The 18,602-nt window shown below is 73.6% G+C and carries 15 protein-coding genes; 8 read left to right on the forward strand and 7 right to left on the reverse strand.

Annotated elements, in window-relative coordinates:
- Nucleotides 1–161 precede the first annotated feature (161 nt).
- Nucleotides 162–1,694, reverse strand: coding sequence for a penicillin-binding transpeptidase domain-containing protein (locus tag ACBJ59_RS25830; protein WP_375112836.1), 1,533 nt, complete (start codon nucleotides 1,692–1,694; stop codon nucleotides 162–164).
- Nucleotides 1,695–1,840: 146 nt separating this feature from the next.
- On the opposite strand from ACBJ59_RS25830, the gene ACBJ59_RS25835 reads away from it, so the two are divergent.
- From ACBJ59_RS25835 to ACBJ59_RS25845, 3 genes are read left to right on the forward strand one after another with little or no spacing between them, the layout of a single operon-like run.
- Nucleotides 1,841–2,782, forward strand: coding sequence for a LysR family transcriptional regulator (locus ACBJ59_RS25835; RefSeq protein WP_375112837.1), 942 nt, complete (start codon nucleotides 1,841–1,843; stop codon nucleotides 2,780–2,782).
- Entirely contained in the window at nucleotides 2,779–3,657 is an 879-nt protein-coding gene (locus ACBJ59_RS25840) for a serine hydrolase (RefSeq protein ID WP_375112838.1), read from the forward strand. Before ACBJ59_RS25835 ends, ACBJ59_RS25840 begins: the two co-directional genes overlap by 4 nt.
- A gap of 57 nt (nucleotides 3,658–3,714) precedes the next feature.
- A complete protein-coding gene (locus tag ACBJ59_RS25845; RefSeq protein ID WP_375112839.1) occupies nucleotides 3,715–5,673 on the forward strand; it encodes an acetoacetate--CoA ligase in 1,959 nt (652 codons plus the stop codon).
- A 6-nt stretch (nucleotides 5,674–5,679) separates the two neighbouring features.
- Here the strand turns inward: ACBJ59_RS25845 and ACBJ59_RS25850 are convergent, their stop codons facing one another.
- Nucleotides 5,680–7,347, reverse strand: coding sequence for an alcohol dehydrogenase catalytic domain-containing protein (locus tag ACBJ59_RS25850; protein ID WP_375112840.1), 1,668 nt, complete (start codon nucleotides 7,345–7,347; stop codon nucleotides 5,680–5,682).
- A gap of 107 nt (nucleotides 7,348–7,454) precedes the next feature.
- On the opposite strand from ACBJ59_RS25850, the gene ACBJ59_RS25855 reads away from it, so the two are divergent.
- Nucleotides 7,455–8,393 (forward strand): AraC family transcriptional regulator, encoded by a 939-nt coding sequence (locus ACBJ59_RS25855; RefSeq protein WP_375112841.1) that lies wholly within the window; start codon nucleotides 7,455–7,457, stop codon nucleotides 8,391–8,393.
- A gap of 27 nt (nucleotides 8,394–8,420) precedes the next feature.
- Here ACBJ59_RS25855 and ACBJ59_RS25860 read toward each other — a convergent pair whose 3' ends face one another.
- Complete coding sequence (locus tag ACBJ59_RS25860) at nucleotides 8,421–9,083, reverse strand: response regulator (RefSeq protein WP_375112842.1); 663 nt, start codon at nucleotides 9,081–9,083, stop codon at nucleotides 8,421–8,423.
- The gene (locus ACBJ59_RS25865) at nucleotides 9,080–10,390 is read right to left on the reverse strand and encodes a sensor histidine kinase (RefSeq protein ID WP_375112843.1); all 1,311 of its coding nucleotides are present in this window, start codon (nucleotides 10,388–10,390) and stop codon (nucleotides 9,080–9,082) included. The genes ACBJ59_RS25860 and ACBJ59_RS25865 overlap by 4 nt, the downstream gene beginning before the upstream one ends.
- Nucleotides 10,391–10,526: 136 nt before the next feature.
- Between ACBJ59_RS25865 and ACBJ59_RS25870 the strand changes: the two genes are divergently transcribed.
- The 4 genes from ACBJ59_RS25870 (at nucleotide 10,527) to ACBJ59_RS25885 (ending at nucleotide 14,636) form a co-directional block, all read left to right on the forward strand.
- Nucleotides 10,527–11,444 carry an ATP-binding cassette domain-containing protein gene (locus tag ACBJ59_RS25870; RefSeq protein WP_375112844.1) on the forward strand — a complete coding sequence of 306 codons (918 nt, stop codon included), beginning with the start codon at nucleotides 10,527–10,529 and terminating at the stop codon, nucleotides 11,442–11,444.
- The gene (locus ACBJ59_RS25875; protein ID WP_375112845.1) at nucleotides 11,441–12,961 is read left to right on the forward strand and encodes an ABC transporter permease subunit; all 1,521 of its coding nucleotides are present in this window, start codon (nucleotides 11,441–11,443) and stop codon (nucleotides 12,959–12,961) included. The genes ACBJ59_RS25870 and ACBJ59_RS25875 overlap by 4 nt, the downstream gene beginning before the upstream one ends.
- On the forward strand, nucleotides 12,958–13,734 hold the full coding sequence (locus ACBJ59_RS25880; RefSeq protein WP_375112846.1) for an ABC transporter permease: 777 nt from the start codon (nucleotides 12,958–12,960) through the stop codon (nucleotides 13,732–13,734). The genes ACBJ59_RS25875 and ACBJ59_RS25880 overlap by 4 nt, the downstream gene beginning before the upstream one ends.
- Before the next feature lie 128 nt (nucleotides 13,735–13,862).
- Nucleotides 13,863–14,636, forward strand: a complete 774-nt coding sequence (locus tag ACBJ59_RS25885) for a L,D-transpeptidase family protein (protein ID WP_375112847.1) — start codon at nucleotides 13,863–13,865, stop codon at nucleotides 14,634–14,636.
- Here the strand turns inward: ACBJ59_RS25885 and ACBJ59_RS25890 are convergent.
- The 3 genes from ACBJ59_RS25890 to ACBJ59_RS25900 form a co-directional block, all read right to left on the reverse strand.
- Nucleotides 14,590–16,002 carry an FAD-binding oxidoreductase gene (locus ACBJ59_RS25890; protein WP_375112848.1) on the reverse strand — a complete coding sequence of 471 codons (1,413 nt, stop codon included), beginning with the start codon at nucleotides 16,000–16,002 and terminating at the stop codon, nucleotides 14,590–14,592. The two genes, ACBJ59_RS25885 and ACBJ59_RS25890, sit on opposite strands and share 47 nt — an antisense overlap.
- An 85-nt stretch (nucleotides 16,003–16,087) precedes the next feature.
- Entirely contained in the window at nucleotides 16,088–17,674 is a 1,587-nt protein-coding gene (locus ACBJ59_RS25895; protein WP_375112849.1) for an NADH-ubiquinone oxidoreductase-F iron-sulfur binding region domain-containing protein, read from the reverse strand.
- Between the two features lie 76 nt (nucleotides 17,675–17,750).
- Nucleotides 17,751–18,590 carry a ferric reductase-like transmembrane domain-containing protein gene (locus ACBJ59_RS25900; RefSeq protein ID WP_364119345.1) on the reverse strand — a complete coding sequence of 280 codons (840 nt, stop codon included), beginning with the start codon at nucleotides 18,588–18,590 and terminating at the stop codon, nucleotides 17,751–17,753.
- Between the last annotated feature and the right edge of the window lie 12 nt (nucleotides 18,591–18,602).

Here is an 18,602-nt window from a genome sequence, read left to right on the forward strand (position 1 = left end):
CCCACCCACCCCTTCCCCGACCCGCCGTGGCGCTCGGCGCGACCCGTCGACCCACCTGACCCCACCGCTCGCCCGGCCCCGCTCAGCCCACTCGCCTTCCTCCTCCCCGGAGGACCTCGGGCGAAGTGCGGTGGGGGCCGGTCCCCGGTCGGGGCGCAGGGTCAGGCGAGGGCGCGGAGGAAGCGGGCCGCGATGGGGGCCGCTACGGCGGAGCCGGCGCCGCCGCCCTCGACGATGACCGAGAACGCCAGGTCCCCCTTGTAGCCGATGAACCACGAGTGCGCCGGCGGTTCCTTGCCCGAGCCGTACTCCGCCGTCCCGGTCTTGCCCGCCGTGCCTGCCGGGAAGCTCACCCCGTGCGCCGTGCCGTCGGTGACGACGGCGGGCATGAGTTTGCGCAGGGCCTTCACCACCCCCTCCTCCAGCGGGCGCGGGTTGTCCGGCTGCTGCCCGGGGAAGTGCTCGCCGGTGACCAGCCTGGGCGGGATCCAGGCGCCGGAGGCGATCGCGGCGGCGACCGAGGCCATGTTCAGGGGGCTCGCCAGCACCCGGCCCTGACCGATCGAGGCGGAGGCCAGGTCGGTGTCGTCCTTGGGGTCGGGGAACTCGGCGCGTACGGCGGGCACCCCGGGGGTGATCGGGGTGTCGAAGCCGAAGCTCCTGGCCACCTCGGCGAGCCGGCCGTCGTTGAGCTGGGCCACGCTCATCTCCCCGAACGTGGTGTTGCAGGAGTGCGCGAACGCGTCCCGGAACGACAGCGTGCCGAAGTCCTCGAAGCCCGCGTTGTGGAACGGGAAGCCGCCGATGTTCTTCTCGGCCGGGCACGTCACCTGCCGGCCCGGCTCGACGCCGCCGGCGACCAGGGCGGAGGCGGTCACGACCTTGAACGTCGAGCCCGGCGGGTACTTGCCCATCAGCGCCCGGTTGAACCCGCCCGGCGCGTTGAGCGCGGCCAGGATCTCCCCGGTCGAGGCCCGCAGCGCCACCAGGGAGGCCGGCTTGTCCACGCCCTCCAGTGCACTGGCCCCCGCCCGGTGCACCTTCAGGTCGATCGTGGTCTGGATCGGCCGGGTGCCGCCGGCCGGCACGACGGTCTTGACGGGCTGGTCGCCGCGGTAGAGGTCGATCCTGGTACGGCCGGGCGCCTCGAAGCGGTCGGGGAAGGTCTGCTTCATGCCCTCGACGAGCTGCTGCACCGAGCCCGGCGCACCGGGGTTGTTGACCTCGGTGCCGTCGGCGGTGAGGACGCGTACGGGGTCGCCCTGCTGCGTGACCGCCCGGAGCGACAGGTCCTTCTTCAGCAGGGGGTGAATGGTGGCGGGCGTCCAGGCCACCTTCCACGCGCCGCCGCGCTCCACGAGCCGCAGCCGCCCGCCGTAGTCCCAGTCCCGCCGCCCCGTCAGCTTGGCCTGGAAGGAGACGCCGTCGTCGTCGTCCGCGCCCTGGTCGGCGAAGACCCCCGTCGAGGTCGGACGGTGGAAGGTGGCCTGGGTGACCTTCAGATCGGCGAGGAAACGCCGGTGCCGGCTCTCGAAATCGGCGGGCGGGTCCGCGACCAGCGCCCGCATCGCCGCGTAATTCTGGGCGGACCAGGCCGCAAGGTAGTGGTCGGCCGTCTCCTCCGGCGACCCCTCCGTCCGCAGGACCCAGATGACGCCGCCCGCCACGAGCGCCGGGACCAGGAGTGCCGCCACGATCCAGGGCCACCGTCTGCGGCGACGCCTGCCATAAATTCTCCCCGTTTGTGGTGCCATGTCGGGATGACACCAGAGCCCGGATGCTCGTGTCCAATATTGATATGAGCCCAACCTAGATATAAATCTGGATATAGTGGCTGCTCATGGACCTGGTCCGGCACCTCCGCTACTTCACCGTGGTGGCGGAGGAACTCCACTTCGGCAACGCGGCGATCCGGCTCGGCATGGCCCAGCCGCCGCTCAGCCAGCGCATCAAGCGCCTGGAGGAGGAGCTCGGCGTGCGGCTCTTCGACCGCTCCGCCCGCCAGGTCCGGCTCACCGAGGCGGGCCGGCTGCTGCTGGGCGAGGCCCGCGAGATCGTGGCCCGGGTGGACCGGCTGCACGAGCTGGCCAGGCAGGGCCAGGGCGCGGTGCTGAAGGTGGGCGTGCCGCCCGACCTCGCCGCCGCCGTGCTCGCCGCCCTGGTCGCCGCCTTCCGCGAGAGCAACCCGGACGTACGTCTCGCGCCCGCCGAGATCTGGACCGCCGACCAGGTGACGGCCCTGGCCGAGGGCGCGATCGACGTCGGCCTCGTACGCCATCCGGTCACCGCGCCCGGCCTGCGCTTCGGCCAGGTCCTGGTGCAGGCGCAGGGCGTGCTGCTGGCCTCGGGTGACCCGCTCACCGGCGTCGGCGAGGTGCATCTGGCCGACCTGGCGGGGCGCGAGCTGCTGATGCCGCCCAAGGAGGGCGAGCCCGGCTGGCACGGCGAGGTGCTGGCGGAGTGCCGCCGCCACGGGTTCGTACCGGCGCAGGTGCACGAGGGCGCCGGGCTCGGGCTGGTGCTGGCGGGGGCGGCGGTGGCGTTCGGGCCGAGGATGGAGCTGCCGGGACTGGCGTGGCGGCCGCTGCTAGGCTCGCCGATCACGAGCCGGGTCTCCACCGCCTGGCGCGCGGTGGCGGCCGCCACGGATCACCCGCTCACCGACTTCGCGGCCGTGGCCGTACGGACGTTGAAGGAGAGCGCCGGGATGACCGACGAGGGCGCCCTGCCGGAGATCGGGCCCGCCCGGCGGGTCCGGGGCAGGCCGGGGATGCTGGCATGAGCGTCGCGATCGCGGGCCGGGGCGCGCCCGACTTCGAGAGCCTGTTCCGGGCGGCCGGCGTGACGGGCTGGATGTACGCGGCCGACATCGACACCGGCCACGAGGTGGGCCACGGCCCCGACGAGCCGCTGCCCACGGCCTCGATGTTCAAGGTGCCGCTGCTGGTGGCGCTCTGCAGGCAGGCGGACGCGGGGCTGCTCGACGTCACCGGCCGGGTCACCGTGCCGGCCGGCGTGCGGTCGACGGGGCCGACGGGGATCTCGGCGATGCTCGACGACGTGACGATCTCGCTGCGCGACATGGCGTACCTGATGATCGCGCTGAGCGACAACACCTCGGCCGACGTGCTGCTGGAGCGGGTGGGGTTCGACGCGGTCAACGCCACGATGGACGCGTTCGGGCTGACGGGGACGCGTGTGGTGCAGGGCGCGGGGGAGATCAACGAGAGCATGAGCCGCGACACCGGGCACGGGTGGCCGTACGTGGATCCCGACGACATAGCCCGCCTGAGCGCGCTGGACCCCGCCCGCGCCAACCGCAGCACCCCCCGGGAGATGGCCCGGCTCTTCGGGCTGATCTGGCGGGACGAGGCGGCCTCGGAGCCGTCGTGCGCCTGGATGCGGTCGGTGCTCAACAGGCAGGTGTGGCCGCACCGGCTGGCCTCCGGCTTCCCGTACGACGACGTGGCCGTCAGCGGCAAGACCGGCACGATCCCGACCCTGCGCTGCGAGTCGGGCGTCGTCGAATACCCCGACGGCGGCCGCTACGCGGTGTCGGTCTTCACCCGCTCCTTCAGCACCGCGCTCAACCAGCCGCGCGCCGACGCGGTGATCGGCACGGCCGCACGTATGGCGGTGGACCACCTACGGAGGTAGCAAGTTATGGGGAAGGCCGGGTATGACTTTCCCCCGGACGGGCGACAGGATGGGCACATGGTTGCTGAGGGCGAGCTTCTCTGGGAGCCGAGCGAAGAGGTCGTCGAGTCGGCGAGGCTGACCCATTACCTGAGGTCGCTGGGCAGGTCCGGCGACTACGAGGACGCGTGGCGGTGGTCGGTCGACCGGCCCGGGGAGTTCTGGACGTCGATCTGGGACTACTTCGAGGTGATCGGGGACCGGGGCGACGGGCCCGCGCTCTCGGGGACGATGCCGGGCGCGACCTGGTTCCCCGGCGCCTCGCTCAACTACGCCGAGAACGCGCTGCGCCACACCGAGGGCACCGCCCTGGTGTTCGTCTCCGAGGACGGCGCCCGGCAGGAGCTGAGCCGCGCCGAGCTGCGCGATGAGGTCGCCCGCGTCAGGGCCGGGCTCGTCCGCCTCGGCGTCGGGCGCGGCGACCGGGTGGCCGCCTACCTGCCCAACATCCCACAGGCCCTGATCGCCTGCCTGGCCACGGCCTCGCTGGGCGCCATCTGGTCGGCCGGCTCGCCCGACTTCGGGGTGCCGAGCATCGTCGACCGGTTCAAGCAGATCGAGCCCAAGGTGCTCATCGCCGTCGACGGCTACCACTACAACGGCAAGAGCTACGACCGCTCGGCCGCCGTCAACGAGATCGCCGCCGAGCTGCCCTCGCTGCGCGCGACGGTGTGGATCCCCTACCTGACGGCGGCCGAGGAGGGCCGCCCGCCGCAGCAGGCCGAGCCCGCCCCGGCGCGCACCCAGGAGATGCCGCACGGCGAGGTGATCGGCTGGGAGGGGCTGCGGGCCGAGGAGGGGCCGCTGGAGTTCGAGCGGGTGCCGTTCGACCACCCGCTGTGGATCCTCTACTCCAGCGGCACGACCGGGCTGCCCAAGCCGATCGTGCACGGCCACGGCGGCGTGGTGCTCGAACACCTCAAGTCGCTCGCCTTCCACCAGAACCTGGGCGAGGGCGATGTGTTCTTCTGGTACACCACCACGGGCTGGATGATGTGGAACTACCTCATCGGCGCCCTCCTGGTGGGAGCCACGCCCGTGCTGTACGACGGCGCGGCCACCCACCCCTCGCCGGCCGCGCTCTGGCGGATCGCCGCCTCGGAGAGGGTGACCTACTTCGGGGTCGGGGCGCCGTACATCATGGCCTCGCTCAAGGCCGGCATCCGCCCCGAGGGGCTCGACAGGCTGCGCGGGGTCGGTTCGACCGGGTCGCCGCTGCCGCCCGAGGGGTTCGCCTGGGTGGCGGCCGCGCTGCCGGGGGTCCCGCTGGGGTCGTTCTCCGGCGGCACCGACGTGTGCACCGGGTTCGTCGGGGCCACCGTGCTGCACCCGATCAGGGCCGGGATCATCCCGTGCCGGTCGCTGGGGGCGCGGGTGGAGTCGTTCGACCCCCTGGGCGAGGCGGTCGTGGGCGAGGTGGGCGAGCTGGTGCTGACCCGGCCGATGCCGTCCATGCCGGTGATGTTCTGGAACGACCCCGGCGGCGAGCGCTACACCGAGAGCTATTTCGACGTCTACCCCGGCGTGTGGCGGCACGGCGACTGGATCAAGATCAACGAGGACGGCAGCTGCGTGATCTACGGCCGCTCCGACTCGACGCTCAACCGGGGCGGCGTGCGGATGGGCACCAGCGAGTTCTACCGGGTGGTCGAGCGGTTCGACGAGATCGCCGACAGCCTGGTGATCGACACCGGCCAGCTCGGGCAGGAGGGGCGGCTGCTCCTGTACGTGACCCTCGCCGAGGGCGCCGAGCTGACCGAGCCGCTGGAGCGGGAGCTCTGCGCCGCCCTGCGCACGGAGCTGTCGCCGCGCCACGTGCCCAACGAGATCCGCGTGGTGCCCGGCATCCCGCGCACGCTGTCGGGCAAGAAGCTCGAGGTCCCCGTACGCAAGATCCTCCTCGGCACCCCCGTCGAGCAGGCGGCCAACCCCGATGCCATGGCCAACCCGGAGGTGCTGCGCCACTTCACGCCCTGAGCCGGCTCAGGGGTGGATCGTGATCTTCCCGCGGGTGTCGCCGGCCTCGGCGCGCCGGTGGATCTCGGGGAGCTCGGACAGCGGATGCGACTCCGCGACCTCGACCACCAGGCCGCCCTCGTCGATCAGGGTCGCGAGGTGGGCCAGCTGCTCCGGGTCGTCGCGCGTCACGAAGTGCGTGGCGCCCTCGATCGGGGTGGCGACCGTGACGGCCGCCGGCGCCAGCCCGGCCAGCTCGGCGGCCGTGTCACCGGGGATCGCGGCCAGGTTGAGCAGCACGTCCATGTCGCGGGGCAGCGGCTCGGCGGTGTAGTCGACCAGCACGTCGGCGCCGAGCCGGCGTACCGCATCGGCGCTGCGCGGGCTCGCCGTGGCGGTGACGTGCGCGCCGATCAGCTTGACCAGCCGTACGGCGAACAGGCCGATGCCGCCGCCCGCGCCGTTGATCAGGACCCGGTGCCCCGGGGTGATGCGGGCGTGCTCGTGGATGGCCTGCCAGGCGGTGAGCCCGGCCACGGGGACGGCCGCGGCGTCGGCGAGCGGGATGCTGCGCGGCGCCCGGGCCAGGAGGTCCGCGGCGGCCACCACGTATCCGGCCGCCGCGCCGCTCACCACCCCGAACACCCGGTCGCCCCGCGCCAGGCCGGTGACGCCCGCGCCGGTCTCGACGACCGTGCCGGAGACGTCCCAGCCGAGTGTCCGCGGCAGGTCCGTGCCGAACACCTCGGGCAGCAGCCCCGACCGCAGGCCGACCTCGGCGGGGTTGAACGACGTGGCGGCCACCTCGACGAGCACCTCCCCGGGCCCCGGCCGGGGCGTGTCCACCTCCTCCTCGCGGATCTGCGAGGCGTCGCCGAACGCGTGGATGCGGGCCGCCCGCATCGTGGGCGGCGCGGGGGGCACGTCGCGGAAGGCGCCGGCGTGCTCCGCCACCCACTCGCGGAACGTGCTCGCCGGGACCTTCGTGACCTCCTCGACCGTCGAGGTGACCGGGGCCGGCTCGGTCACCAGCCCGGCCTGGGCCCGCAGCACCTCGTCCACCACGCCGGCCGGCAGGCCCTCGGCCGGCAGGCCGGCGCGGGCCCGCTCCGGCGGGAGCTCCTCCCAGCGGGCCGGGATCCCGGTGACCTCGGAGATGGTCCGCACCTGATCGGCCTGCGTGATCGTCTCGGGCCCCGTCAGGTGCAGGGCCGCGCCGTGGTGCCCCTCGTCCAGCAGCGCCCGTACGGCCACGGCCGCGACGTCCCGCTCGTGCACCGGCGGCATGGCGGCCGCCCCGTACGCACCGCGTACCACTCCGGCCCTGACCTGCCGCGCCCACCGCAGCGCGTTGGCCGCGAAGGCGTGCGGGCGCAGGAACGTCCACTCCCGGGCCGACGCCTCGATCAGCCGCTCGATCTCGCGCTCATGATCGCGCCGGGCGGCGGAGGACAGGTAGACCACCCGCCGCGCCTGCCCGGCGATGGCCGCCACCACCTCCCGCGCGCCCTCGGCCGTGGCGAACGGCCACACCAGCAGCACCGCGCCCACCCCGTCCAGCGGCAGCGAACCCGGGTCCCGCAGATCGCCCGTGCCGCTGCTCAGGGCCACGACCTCGGCCCCCTCCTGCCGCAACAGCGCCACCGCGTGCCGTCCGACCGTGCCGGTCGCCCCGGTCACCAGAATCCGTCCCATAGTCGCTCTCCTTTCCTCTCCTGGAACCGTAGGGGAGCGATGAGAGATGGCCAATGCGTTGATGTCTTCCATTCATACGCCAGCGTCTTTCGGGTTAGAGTCCTCGTGTGGATGTGCTCAGCGACGTGATCGCCATCATGCGCACCGGGCGGCCCCGCTCGGCGCGCGTCGAGTGGCGTGCCCCCTGGGGCCAGCGATTCCCCTCCTCGCCCGGGTCGGCCGCGTTCCAGGTGGTCCTGCAGGGGTCGGGCTGGCTGCTGCCACCGGGGGGCCCGCCGGTCATGCTGTCCGCCGGCGACGTGGTCTTCTTCCCGTACGGGCACGGCTACGCGATGGCCGACAGCCCGGGGACGCCGGTGGCCGAGCCGGAGTGCGACCCGGCCGAGGACGCCGAGCTGTTCGCCTCCGCGTCGATCGGCGGGCAGGGCCCGGCCACGGTGCTGCTGTGCGGCGGCTACCGGCTCGACCCGAGCCGGGCGCACCCGCTGCTGCGGGACCTGCCCGAGATGATCCACCTGCCGGCCGGCCCCGGGCTGCACCCCGAGGTGCGCGCCGCCGTCGACCTGCTGGGCGCCGAGATCCACCATCCCCGGCTGGGCGCCGACACGATCGTCTCGTCCCTGCTCGACACCCTGCTGCTGTACATCCTGCGGGCCTGGTTCACGGCCGAGCACGGGCACTGCGAGGTGTCCGGCTGGTCGGCGGCGCTGGCCGACGCGGAGATCAGCACGGCGCTCGACGCCATGCACCGCGACCCGGCCCACCCGTGGACCGTGGCCGAGCTCGGGTCGCGGGCGGGGCTGTCGCGGGCGGCGTTCGCCCGCCGGTTCGCCACGCTGGTGGGGCAGCCGCCGCTGGCGTACCTCACGTGGTGGCGGCTGGCCTCCGGCGCCCGGCTGCTGAAGGAGACGGACGCGCCGCTGAGCGAGATCGCCGCCCAGGTGGGCTACGGGTCGGAGTTCGCCTTCGCCAACGCGTTCAAGCGGGAATACGGCATGGCGCCCGGCCGCTACCGGCGCGACGGCTGCCCGGCACCGGCAGCCTGACGGCCGATTCGCGCGTCCGGACCGGGGTCAGCCTCGTTCGCCCGGTACGACCAGGCCGGTCTCGTATGCCGTGACGACGGCCTGGGTCCTGTCGCGCAGGCCGAGCTTGTTCAGCACGCGGCTCACGTGGGTCTTGACCGTCTCCTCCGTGACGATCAGCCGGGCGGCGATCTCGGGGTTGGACAGGCCCTCCGCGACCAGGCGCAGGACCTGCGTCTCGCGCGGGGTGAGCGTGGACAGCGTCCTGGCCGGCGGGCGGGGGCTCAGCCGGGCGAACTCGCTGATGAGGCGCCGGGTCACGGCCGGGGCCAGCAGCGCCTCCCCGGCGGCGATCACGCGTACGGCGTCGAAGAGGCGCTCGGCGGTGACGTCCTTGAGCAGGAAGCCGCTGGCGCCGGCCCGGAGGGCGTCGTAGACGTACTCGTCGAGGTCGAACGTGGTCAGGATGAGCACCCGCGGCCCCTCTGGACCCGCCAGCAGCCGGGTGGCCTCGATGCCGCCCATGCCGGGCATGCGTACGTCCATGAGCACGACGTCCGGTGACACCTCGCGGCAGACCCGGACCGCCTCGGCCCCGTCGGCGGCGGTGCCGGCCACCTCGAAGTCCGGCTGGGTGTCGAGCAGCTCGGCGAACCCGGTGCGCACGACCAGGTGATCGTCGGCGATCACCACCCTGATCGCCGCCGTCATGCGGCGCTCTTCCCGGGCAGCCGGGCCTCGACCAGGAAACCGCCGCCCGGTGCGGGGCCGGTGCGCAGCTCGCCCCCGACCGCCGTCGCCCGCTCCCGCATCCCGGACAACCCGTGCCCACCCCCCACCTCCGCGCCGCCCGCCCCCGTGGCGCGCGGGCCCGGGCCGTTGTCGCGGACGGCCAGGTGCAGGGTGTCGCCGGTGTAGTCCAGCTCCACGTCCACGGCGGCGCCCGGCGCGTGCCGCCGGGCGTTGGTGAGCGCCTCCTGGACGATCCGGTACGCCGCCAGCTCCACCCCCGGATCGAGCTCGACCGGCGCGCCGCGCAGGATCAGCCGCACCCCGCTCCCCGACGCCTCCCGCGCCTCGTCGAGCAGCTCGTTGAGCTCGTCGAGCCGCAGGCCGGGCTGCGGGCGCCAGGTCGGCTCCGCCTCGGCGTCCTCGCGCAGCACGCCGAGCAGCCGCCGCATCTCCGTCAGCGCGGCCCTGGCGGTGTCGCCGATCGCGGACAGCCGCTCCGCCCCGGCCGCGGGCATGCCGGGGACCGCCAGCCTGGCCGTCTCGGCCTGCACGGCGACCATGGAGATGTGGTGCGCCACGACGTCGTGCAGCTCCCTGGCGATACGGGCGCGCTCGCCTCGGGCGGCGTGCTCCAGCAGGCTGTCGGCGATGACCTGCCGGGCGGCCGTGTCGGTCCTGGCCTGGCCGCGGGCGCGGCGGGCGATCCCGGCCAGCGCCGCCGCCGGGACCAGGCAGGCCAGCAGCAGCATGAGCAGGCGGGTCGTGCCTCCCGGCAGGCCGGCGCGTTCGAGCGCCACCGCCAGCAGCGGGTAGGGGACGGTGATGAGCACGGCCCGCCACGCCGCCCCGCCGAGCCGGTAGGCCGCGACGAGCTGCGCCACCAGACCGGCCGCGGTGAAGGTGTGGAAGGCGCCGATCGACAGCAGGCTCGCCGCCGTGACGAGGAGCCCGGCCACGGCCGGCTGGTTCCACAGCAGGACGAGGGGCAGCGTGGTGGCCAGCGCGAGCAGCGGGAAGATCACGACCTGCGGAATCGCGCCGTCGCCGCCGGCCTGCGCGGCCGGGGCGTCGCCGGGCCGTGCGGCCGGGACACCGCCGGGCTGCGAGGTCGGATCGCCGGCCGGTGCCACGACCGTCTCCGAGAACGACAGGCTCGCCGCGTGCCCGGACTGCGCGATCGACTCGGCCACGGCGAGCAGTGTCAGCAGCGCGACGATCACGATCGGCAGGTAGGGGACGATCCACCCCACCGGGCCCGCCCACCTGCCACGCCGGTCGTACTCCACGGCCATCATTGTTTCCCGCCGTCCCCCCGTCTGGCATCCCTCGTACGAGGGACGGGTTCTCGCTGGCACGAGCGACGGCGAGGATCGCTCCCCGGCGTGACGATCGTGCCCGCCACCGCTGCCTAGTCTGCCTGGCATGGAAGCGACCATCGAAGTCAGCGGGCTGCGCAAGCGGTTCGGAGGGACGACGGCGCTGGACGGGATGACGTTCAGCGTGCTGCCGGGGCAGGTGACCGGGTTCGTCGGGCCGAACGGCGCGGGCAAGTCCACGACGATGCGGGTGGTGCTCGGACTGGACGCGCCCGACGAGGGCCGGGCACTGGTGGGCGGGCGGCCGTACCGGAGCCTGCGCCGTCCGCTGAGCCACGTCGGCGCGCTGCTCGACGCGGCCGCGCTGCAGCCGAGCCGTACCGCGCGTAACCACCTGCTGTGGCTGGCCCACTCCCAGGGCCTGGGGGTCCGGCGCGTGGACGAGGTGCTGGAGCAGGTGGGGCTGGCCACGGCCGCGCGGCGCCGGGCCGGCGGCTACTCGCTGGGCATGCGCCAGCGGCTGGGGATCGCCGCCGCGCTGCTCGGCGACCCGCCGGTGCTCATGCTGGACGAGCCGTTCAACGGGCTCGACCCCGAGGGCATCGTGTGGATCCGCGGCTTCCTGCGGTCGCTGGCCGCCGAGGGCCGCGCCGTACTCGTCTCCAGTCACCTGATGAGCGAGCTGCAGGACACCGCCGGCCATCTCGTGGTGGTGGGCCGCGGCCGGGTCGTCGCGGACGTCGGGGTGGACGAGCTGATCACCTCGGCGTCCCGCGACCGGGTGACACTGCGTACGGGGGCACGCTCGGCGGCCATGTCGGCCCTGGCCCGGGCCGGGGCCACGGTGGCGGCCGGCGAGCGGGACGCGCTGGTCGTCTCCGGCCTGCCCGCGGGGGAAATCGTCCGGCTGCTCGGGGCGGAGTCGGTGCCCTTCTCCGAGGTGAGCGCCCATCGGGCGACGCTGGAGGAGGCGTACCTGGATCTCACCAGGGACGCCGTGGAGTTCCGGGGAGCGGCGCGATGACCCGCCTGCTGCGCGCCGAGTGGACCAAGCTCAGGACGGTACGCGGGTGGGTGGCCGGCCTGGTGGCCTCCTCGCTGCTCATCGTGGGGCTCGGCCTGCTCTTCGCCACCGGCAGCAACTCCTCGTGTAGCCAGGGCCCGATCGAGGTGCCCTGTCCCTGGCCCACGCTGGGCCCGAACGGCGTGGCCGTCGACGACCGGTTCTACTTCGTCAGCCAGGAGCTGAACGGGAACGGGTTCATCACCGCCCGCGTGACCTCCATGAGCGGCCAGATCCGCCTGCCCGACGAGACCCCGGGCGTGCGGAACGTCGTCTCCGGCGTCGTGCCGTGGGCGAAGGCCGGGGTGATGGTCAAGGAGAGCGCCGAGCCGGGGGCCGCGTACGCCGCGGTGATGGTCACGGGCGCGCACGGCGTGCGCATGCAGCACGACTTCACCGAGGACGTCGCCGGCGGCCCCGAGGGCGTGTCCGCCGGAGCCCCGCGCTGGTTGCGGCTGACCCGCGCCGCCGACACGATCATCGGCGAGGAGTCGCGCGACGGCAGGACGTGGATCAGGATCGGCACCGCCCGCCTGGAAGGGCTGCCGGCCAAGGTGCGCATCGGCGTGTTCGCGGCCTCCCCGGGCGACGTCCGGGTGACGCGGAACCCGCTCGGCGGGTCGGCGGCGGCCTCGCGCTTCGCCGAGGTCACCGCGATCATGGACCAGGTCGGCGTGCGTGGCGCGGCGCCCGGCGGCACGTGGCGCGGGGACGACATCGGCGCCGACGTGAACCCGGACGGGAACGTGCACCACCCCGGCACGCACATCCGGCACGGCGGCACGTTCGCCGTCACGGGGACCGGCGACATCGCCCCGAACACACACGAGGGCACCATCGAGCGCACGCTGACCGGCACGCTGGTCGCGCTCATCGTGGTGATCGTGGTGGCGGTGCTGTTCGTCACGGCGGAGTACCGGCGGGGGCTGATCCGCACCACGCTGCTGGCCAGCCCGCGGCGCGGCCGGGTGCTGGTGGCCAAGGCGTCCGTGGTGGGGGCGGCCACCTTCGTGGCCGGGCTGGCGGCCACCGCCGTCACGCTCCCGGTCGCCCGCGGGATCCTGCGCGGCAACGGCATCTTCACCCTTCCGGTGAGCACGCTGACCGAGGTGCGGGTGATCGCGGGCGTCGCGGCCCTGCTCGCCGTGGCCGCCATCCTCGCCCTCGCCCTCGGCGCGCTCTTCCGGCGCAGCTCGATGGCGGTCATCGTGGCGATCCTGGCGCTGGTCGTCCCGTACGTGCTGGCGACCGCGTCCATCCTGCCGGACGAGGCGTCGCGGTGGCTGCTGCGGCTCACCCCCGCCGCCGGCTTCGCGATCCAGCAGAGTATCCCGGAGTACGCGCAGGTGATCTCGCACTACGCGCCGGCGTCCGGCTACTACCCGCTGCCGCCGTGGGGCGGGTTCGCGGTGCTGTGCGCGTACGCGGCCCTCGCCCTCGGACTGGCCGTCCACCGGCTGAACAGGAGGGACGCGTGAGGCGGGAACTGCACGCGGAGTGGACGAAGCTGCGCACGGTGGCGGCCCCCGGCCTGCTGCTGCTCGGGGCGGTCGTGCTGACCGTGGCCGGGAGCGCGGTCGCGGCCGCCGTCATGACATGTCCGTCGGCGGGCTGCGGGCAGGACGCGGCCCGGATCGGCCTCTTCGGGGTCCAGCTCGGCCAGGGGCTGGTCGCGCTGCTGGCCGTGGTGGCGGTCTGCGGGGAGTACGGCACGGGGATGATCCGGACGAGCCTCACCGCGATGCCGCGCCGGATCGCCGGGCTGGCGGCCAGGGCGGGCCTGCTCGCCGGGCTGACGGCGGCCGCCGGAACCGTGGCCGTGCTCGGGTCCGTGCTGGCGGGGCGGCTGCTGCTGCCCGGCAACGGCTTCACCCCCGAGCACGGCCATCCGCCGCTGTCGCTGCTCGACGGGCCCACGCTGCGCGCGGCGGCCGGCTCCGTGCTCTATCTCGTGCTGGTCGCGCTGATCAGCCTGGGGGTGGCGACGGCCGTACGCGACTCGGCGGTGGCCACCGGAGCCGTGCTGGGGCTGCTCTACCTCTTCCCGCTCGTCGTCCTCATGGTCAGGAACCAGGATCTGCAGCTGTGGCTGTGGCGGCTCTCGCCGATGAACGCCGGGCTGGCCGTCCAGGCCACCACGAGCCTGCCGAGCATGCTCATCGGCCCGTGGGCCGGCCTCGGCGTGGTCGCCGCCTGGGCCGCCGCGGCGCTGGTGGGCGGCGGCCTGCTGCTCCGCTCGCGCGACGCGTGACGCGCAATTGTGCAGCCATAAAAGGGAAATGCCCATATTTAACGTGATTCGCTTATTAGGCCGGGACTTTGCTTGCCAAAACCTCTGTATGAGATGAATTCTCGGCGAACCTGGGTACGCGTCGATTTATGAGGACAAAACTTCGGGGAATTGTCGCCCTCGGCGTCGTTGCCGGCATCAGTTGCGGCCTGCCGGTCGCCGCCGCGGCGGACACGCCGGACACAACGGACACGGAAGCGGTGAAAGGGGTCGTGCTGCGGCCCGGGGACCGCGGGGAGGCCGTCAGGCTGCTGCAGCGGCGGCTGCACACCGGGCGCTACTACTACGGGCGGATCCACGGCGTGTACGACGAGCAGACCAAGCTCGCGGTGTGGGCGCTGCAGAAGAGCCGGCGGATGATGCCCCAGGGAGAGATCGGGCCGCAGGTGTGGAGGGCGCTCGACCGGCCGTTCCGCTGGCGCCCCCTGGTGCCGGAGGGCGGGCCGGACCGGGTCGAGATCGACCTGCGTGACCAGCTCCTCACCGTCTACCGTGACCGCAGGCCCGTGCTCTTCTCGCACATCTCCTCCGGCGCGGAGGTGCGTTACTGCAAGGACGGGCGCTGCGGGAACGCGATCACGCCGGTGGGGAACTTCCGCGTGTCGCGGCGGGCGCCGGGCTGGACGACGGGGCGGCTGGGGTCGATGTTCAACTCGCTGTACTTCACCGGTGGCATCGCCATGCACGGCTCGACCAGGGTGCCGCTGCGCCCGGCCTCCCACGGGTGCGTACGCCTGCCGATCGAGACCTCCAAGCGCCTGTACGAGATCGTGAAGATCGGCGAACCCGTGTACGTCCGGGGCGGGTTCGACTGGTCTAAAGACCGTGCGGCAGGCGGAACACGCGATCGGGATCGTAGGTAGCCTTCACCTCCGCCAGCCGCGCGGCGTTCGACCCGTAGTACGCGCTCCGCCAATTTCCTAAATCCGGGTCAATGTAATTCACATAGGCGTGATCCCCGAAATATCGGGACATGTCGCCATGCAAACCACGCAACCAGCTTCGACCCATCCCTTCCGCGTAATACTGCACGCTGAAAAGCGCCGCCCGATGGGGAAACGCCGTGGCCGACGGGCTGACCCGGCCGATCGCCCCGCCCATGGCGTCCATCAGCACCGAGTGCCGCCCGCCGCGTGCCACTCCGTTCACCAGCGCCCGCACCCCGTCCGCCGGCAACCTCCGGTAGGCCAGGTGCGACCTGGCCGAGAACGCCGCCCGCGGCATCCGCCGGCACTCGGCCACCGACATCGACGAGCAGCCCGCCATGATCTTCATGGCGTCCAGGTAGGAGGTCGTGCGCACCGAGCGGGACGACGGCCGGCCGATCCCGGCGACGAGCGGGGCCAGCAGCCGGTCCAGCGCGGACCTGGGCCCGAGGTGGACGCCGCCGATCCGCACGTCCAGCCCGCCCGCCGAGCGCGTCAGGTGCAGCGACGACCACAGCTCGTCCGGGGCGGACGGCCCCCACGACTGCCACGCCCGCACCGCCCGGGCCGCCTTCGCCCACGGCCAGTGCAGGAAGAACACGGTGAGGTCGCCGGCCGGGTGCGTGCTGAACGTGAAGGACACCGCCACGCCGAAGTTGCCGCCGCCACCGCCCCGGCAGGCCCAGTAGAGCCCGGCGTGGTGCCCGGCGTCGCAGGTCAGCAGCCGGCCGTCGGCCGTGACCACGCGTACCGACTCGAGGACGTCGCACGTGAGCCCGTACTTCCTGGAGACCACGCCGATGCCCCCGCCCAGCGCGAGCCCGGCGATCCCGACGGTGGGGCAGGAGCCCGCGGGGATGCTCACGCCACGGCGGGCGAGGCGGTCGTAGACGTCGATGAGCTTGGCGCCCGCGCCGATCGTGGCCCGGCCGCCGGCGTAGGCGACCGAGCTCATCCTGGACACGTCGATCACCAGTCCGGTACCGGTGGACCAGCCCGCGTACGAGTGGCCGCCCGAGCGGCTGGTGACCCGCACGCCGGCGGCCCGCGCGAACGCCAGGCACGCCGAGACGTCCGCCGGGTTCGCGCAGTAGGCGACCGCCTGCGGCCTGATCCCGTCGTAGGCCGGGTTGTACAGGCGGCGGGCGGCGGCGTATCCGGCATCCCCCGGCAGCACGAGCGTGCCCGCCAGCCGCCTCCGCAACCTGGCCCAGTCGGGCGGTGGCCCGGCGAGAGCAGGTGCCGGTGCGGAGAGTGCCAGCGGGGTGAGCGCGGTGGCGTGCAGGAAATCCCGGCGGTTCATGGGCTGTCTTCCCGTAGAACGTGTGAACCATGGGTGAGACGCGCCGGAGATCCGCCGGGTTGGTCACATATGCATCACTTCGGGATCACCCGGCCGTCCCTCCGACTCTCGTGATCCGTGTGACGCCGCCCACCCGGCTGAGCCGTGGCGCGCTCTCCCCGGCCTTCTTGAGCACCCCGTCCTTGACCAGCCGCAGCGGCGATCCGGCGGGCTGGGGGCCGTCGCCGGTGGTCTGCGCCAGCCGCAGGGCCAGCGCTGGGCACATGTCGACCGCCCGCCGCGCCTCCCTGGCCATGAACCCGGGGATCTTCCTGAACGAGGGGAACCCGTAGTCGTCCAGGTCCACGAACTCGGGCAGCAGGTGCGCGCACAGCCCGTGCCCCTGGCAGCGGGACCAGTCGACCTCCAGCCGGAACTCGGCCTCGGCCTCGCGCTCCGGCATCGGCAGCACGCCGCGTACCGGCCGGCCGCAGGAGCCGTGCTCCAGGTGGGTGGCGATCTCGGTCTCGAACGCGTCCAGCGCCGACAGCACGAACTTGGCCGTCCCGTCGGGGTGGAAGCAGGCGCCGCGGCGCTCGACGACGCGTACGGAGCGGCGTACCGCGTCCACCGAGCCCGTGCCCTCGGCCAGGGCGCAGATGGCCCGGGCCACGTCGGGCAGCCCGAGCCGGCAGGGGCCGCACTGGCCGGCCGACTCGGCCGCCAGGTACGAGGCCACCCTGGCGGCCTCGCCCAGCGGGCACGTGGACTCGCCGAGCGGGACGATGATGCCGGCCCCCAGAGTGGCGCCGGCCATCTTCATGCCCTCGCGCGAGATCACCGCCGTCTCTGCGACCTCCGCCGACAGCCACGCGCCGTGGTAGCCGCCGACGAGCACGCCGTCGCCGACCTCCGCCTCGCACAGCGCGAGCACGTCGGCCAGCAGGGTGCCCGTGGGCGTCTCGATGACCGCGCCGTGGGCCGCGCCGCCGCTGACGGTGAGCAGGATCGTGCCCGGCTCCTTGCTGGTGCCCACCTCGGCGTACTTCTCCGGCCCGTACTCGGCCAGCAGCGCGAACTGCGCGTACGTCTCCGTGTTGGACAGCAGCGTCGGCAGCCCGTCCACGCCGCTCGTCGCGGCCCGCTTCTTCCTACCCGGCGGGATGCCCTCCTCCCCGTTGACCGCGCGCACGAGCGCGCCGCCCTCGCCGGAGATGAACCGCTCCTTGATCCCGACCACCCGGATCGGGACGCGGCTCTCCGCGCCGCCGGAGATGTTGGCCGCGCGGCGCTCGGCCACGGCGGCCGCGACGGACGCCTCGGCGACCTCGCCACCGGCCGTGGCGACGACCACCTCGCGGGCGCCCAGCGCCTCGGCCGCCAGCACCGCCCCGTCCAGCACCAGGTGCGGGTTGCGGGTGAGGAGCATGGCGTCCTTGGAGCTGGCCGGCTCGCCCTCGGCGCCGTTGACCAGCACGACGCTCTCTCCCGAGCCGGCCGCGTCGGCCACGGCCTTCAGCTTGCGGGCGAACGGGAACGCCGCGCCGCCCCGGCCACGCATGTCCACCTCGTTGGCGTACGACATGAGCTCGCCCAGCTCCCGCGGCTCCACGACGCCGTGGAGTGTGCGGTGGGCGGGCAGGTCGAGCCGGCGGCAGTGGTCGAGCCCGGCGGTGAGCCGGGCGGGACCCATGCGTAAGACCCGTGGCACTCGAGCCGGAATCACGGCCTCTCCCTTGGGATCGTGAGCAGGGGGACTGCGAGCGGGCTCATCCGGCCTCCCGATATCTGCGCCGGGCCTCGGCGAGGCTCACGGGTGCGTTGGCGGCCGTCGCCGTCGCCGCCGCGGCGCCGGCCGGGACAGGCCGGGCCTTCTGAGGACGTTCTGACGGGACTCCCACGGCGGCGGCGGCGGTCACCGCGGGTCCTGCGACCTTCTCGGGTATGACGGGTGGCCGGCGCACGGTCGCCAGCACGCGGACGATCAGCGCGCCGCCGACCGCCGCCAGGCAGGCCACGTAGGACCAGGCCACCCAACCGGCCGGCGGGCGGCCGGCCGTCAATCCGTGCATGATGGCGACGGGCCAGGCCACGTACGCGGCGGAGTGCAAGATCCGCCACATCCACGGCCTGCTCCGCACCGCGAACCGGCCTCTGACCATTCCCGTCGCCACGGCCACGACCATCAGGTCGAAGGCCAGCGCGCCGAGCCCCACGTAGATTCCGGCGACCGGCACGACCGCAGCCCCCAGCGGTACGTGCCCCAGGCTGATCATGAGCGTGATGTGCGTGACCAGGTACGCCAGCCCGATGAGCGCGGTGGCCCGGTGAGCGAGCTGGGCCCTGACCCGGTTGGCCGGTGTCAGGAAGACGCGTTCGGTGGTCAGCAGGCCGAGCGCGACGGTCGCGGTCAGCAGCACCAGGGCGAACACGCCGGCGTAGAACTCGAGGAAGCCGATGCCTTGGCCGAGCAGCCCGATCCCGCGCTCCGTCCTGGTCAGTGCGAACACCGACAGCACGATCGCGGCGATCGAGGCACTCGCCCCCAGCCGGACATTCCTGGTGTCCAGCTTGGTGGGGGCGTGCCGAGGGCTTCGTCTGTGGAGCATGTATTTCCCTCC

It is taken from the genome of Nonomuraea sp. MTCD27 (genome assembly GCF_041950495.1).
Classification (GTDB): domain Bacteria; phylum Actinomycetota; class Actinomycetes; order Streptosporangiales; family Streptosporangiaceae; genus Nonomuraea.

Excerpts from the sequence above, each read along its gene's own strand:
- ACBJ59_RS25875 (WP_375112845.1), top strand. The coding sequence starts at position 11,441 with ATGACCCGCCTGCTGCGCGCCGAGTGGACCAAGCTCAGGACGGTACGC.
- ACBJ59_RS25870 (WP_375112844.1), top strand. The coding sequence starts at position 10,527 with ATGGAAGCGACCATCGAAGTCAGCGGGCTGCGCAAGCGGTTCGGAGGG.
- ACBJ59_RS25895 (WP_375112849.1), bottom strand. The coding sequence starts at position 17,674 with ATGGGTCCCGCCCGGCTCACCGCCGGGCTCGACCACTGCCGCCGGCTC.
- ACBJ59_RS25885 (WP_375112847.1), top strand. The coding sequence starts at position 13,863 with ATGAGGACAAAACTTCGGGGAATTGTCGCCCTCGGCGTCGTTGCCGGC.
- ACBJ59_RS25890 (WP_375112848.1), bottom strand. The coding sequence starts at position 16,002 with ATGAACCGCCGGGATTTCCTGCACGCCACCGCGCTCACCCCGCTGGCA.
- ACBJ59_RS25850 (WP_375112840.1), bottom strand. The coding sequence starts at position 7,347 with ATGGGACGGATTCTGGTGACCGGGGCGACCGGCACGGTCGGACGGCAC.
- ACBJ59_RS25840 (WP_375112838.1), top strand. The coding sequence starts at position 2,779 with ATGAGCGTCGCGATCGCGGGCCGGGGCGCGCCCGACTTCGAGAGCCTG.
- ACBJ59_RS25835 (WP_375112837.1), top strand. The coding sequence starts at position 1,841 with ATGGACCTGGTCCGGCACCTCCGCTACTTCACCGTGGTGGCGGAGGAA.
- ACBJ59_RS25845 (WP_375112839.1), top strand. The coding sequence starts at position 3,715 with ATGGTTGCTGAGGGCGAGCTTCTCTGGGAGCCGAGCGAAGAGGTCGTC.
- ACBJ59_RS25900 (WP_364119345.1), bottom strand. The coding sequence starts at position 18,590 with ATGCTCCACAGACGAAGCCCTCGGCACGCCCCCACCAAGCTGGACACC.
- ACBJ59_RS25860 (WP_375112842.1), bottom strand. The coding sequence starts at position 9,083 with ATGACGGCGGCGATCAGGGTGGTGATCGCCGACGATCACCTGGTCGTG.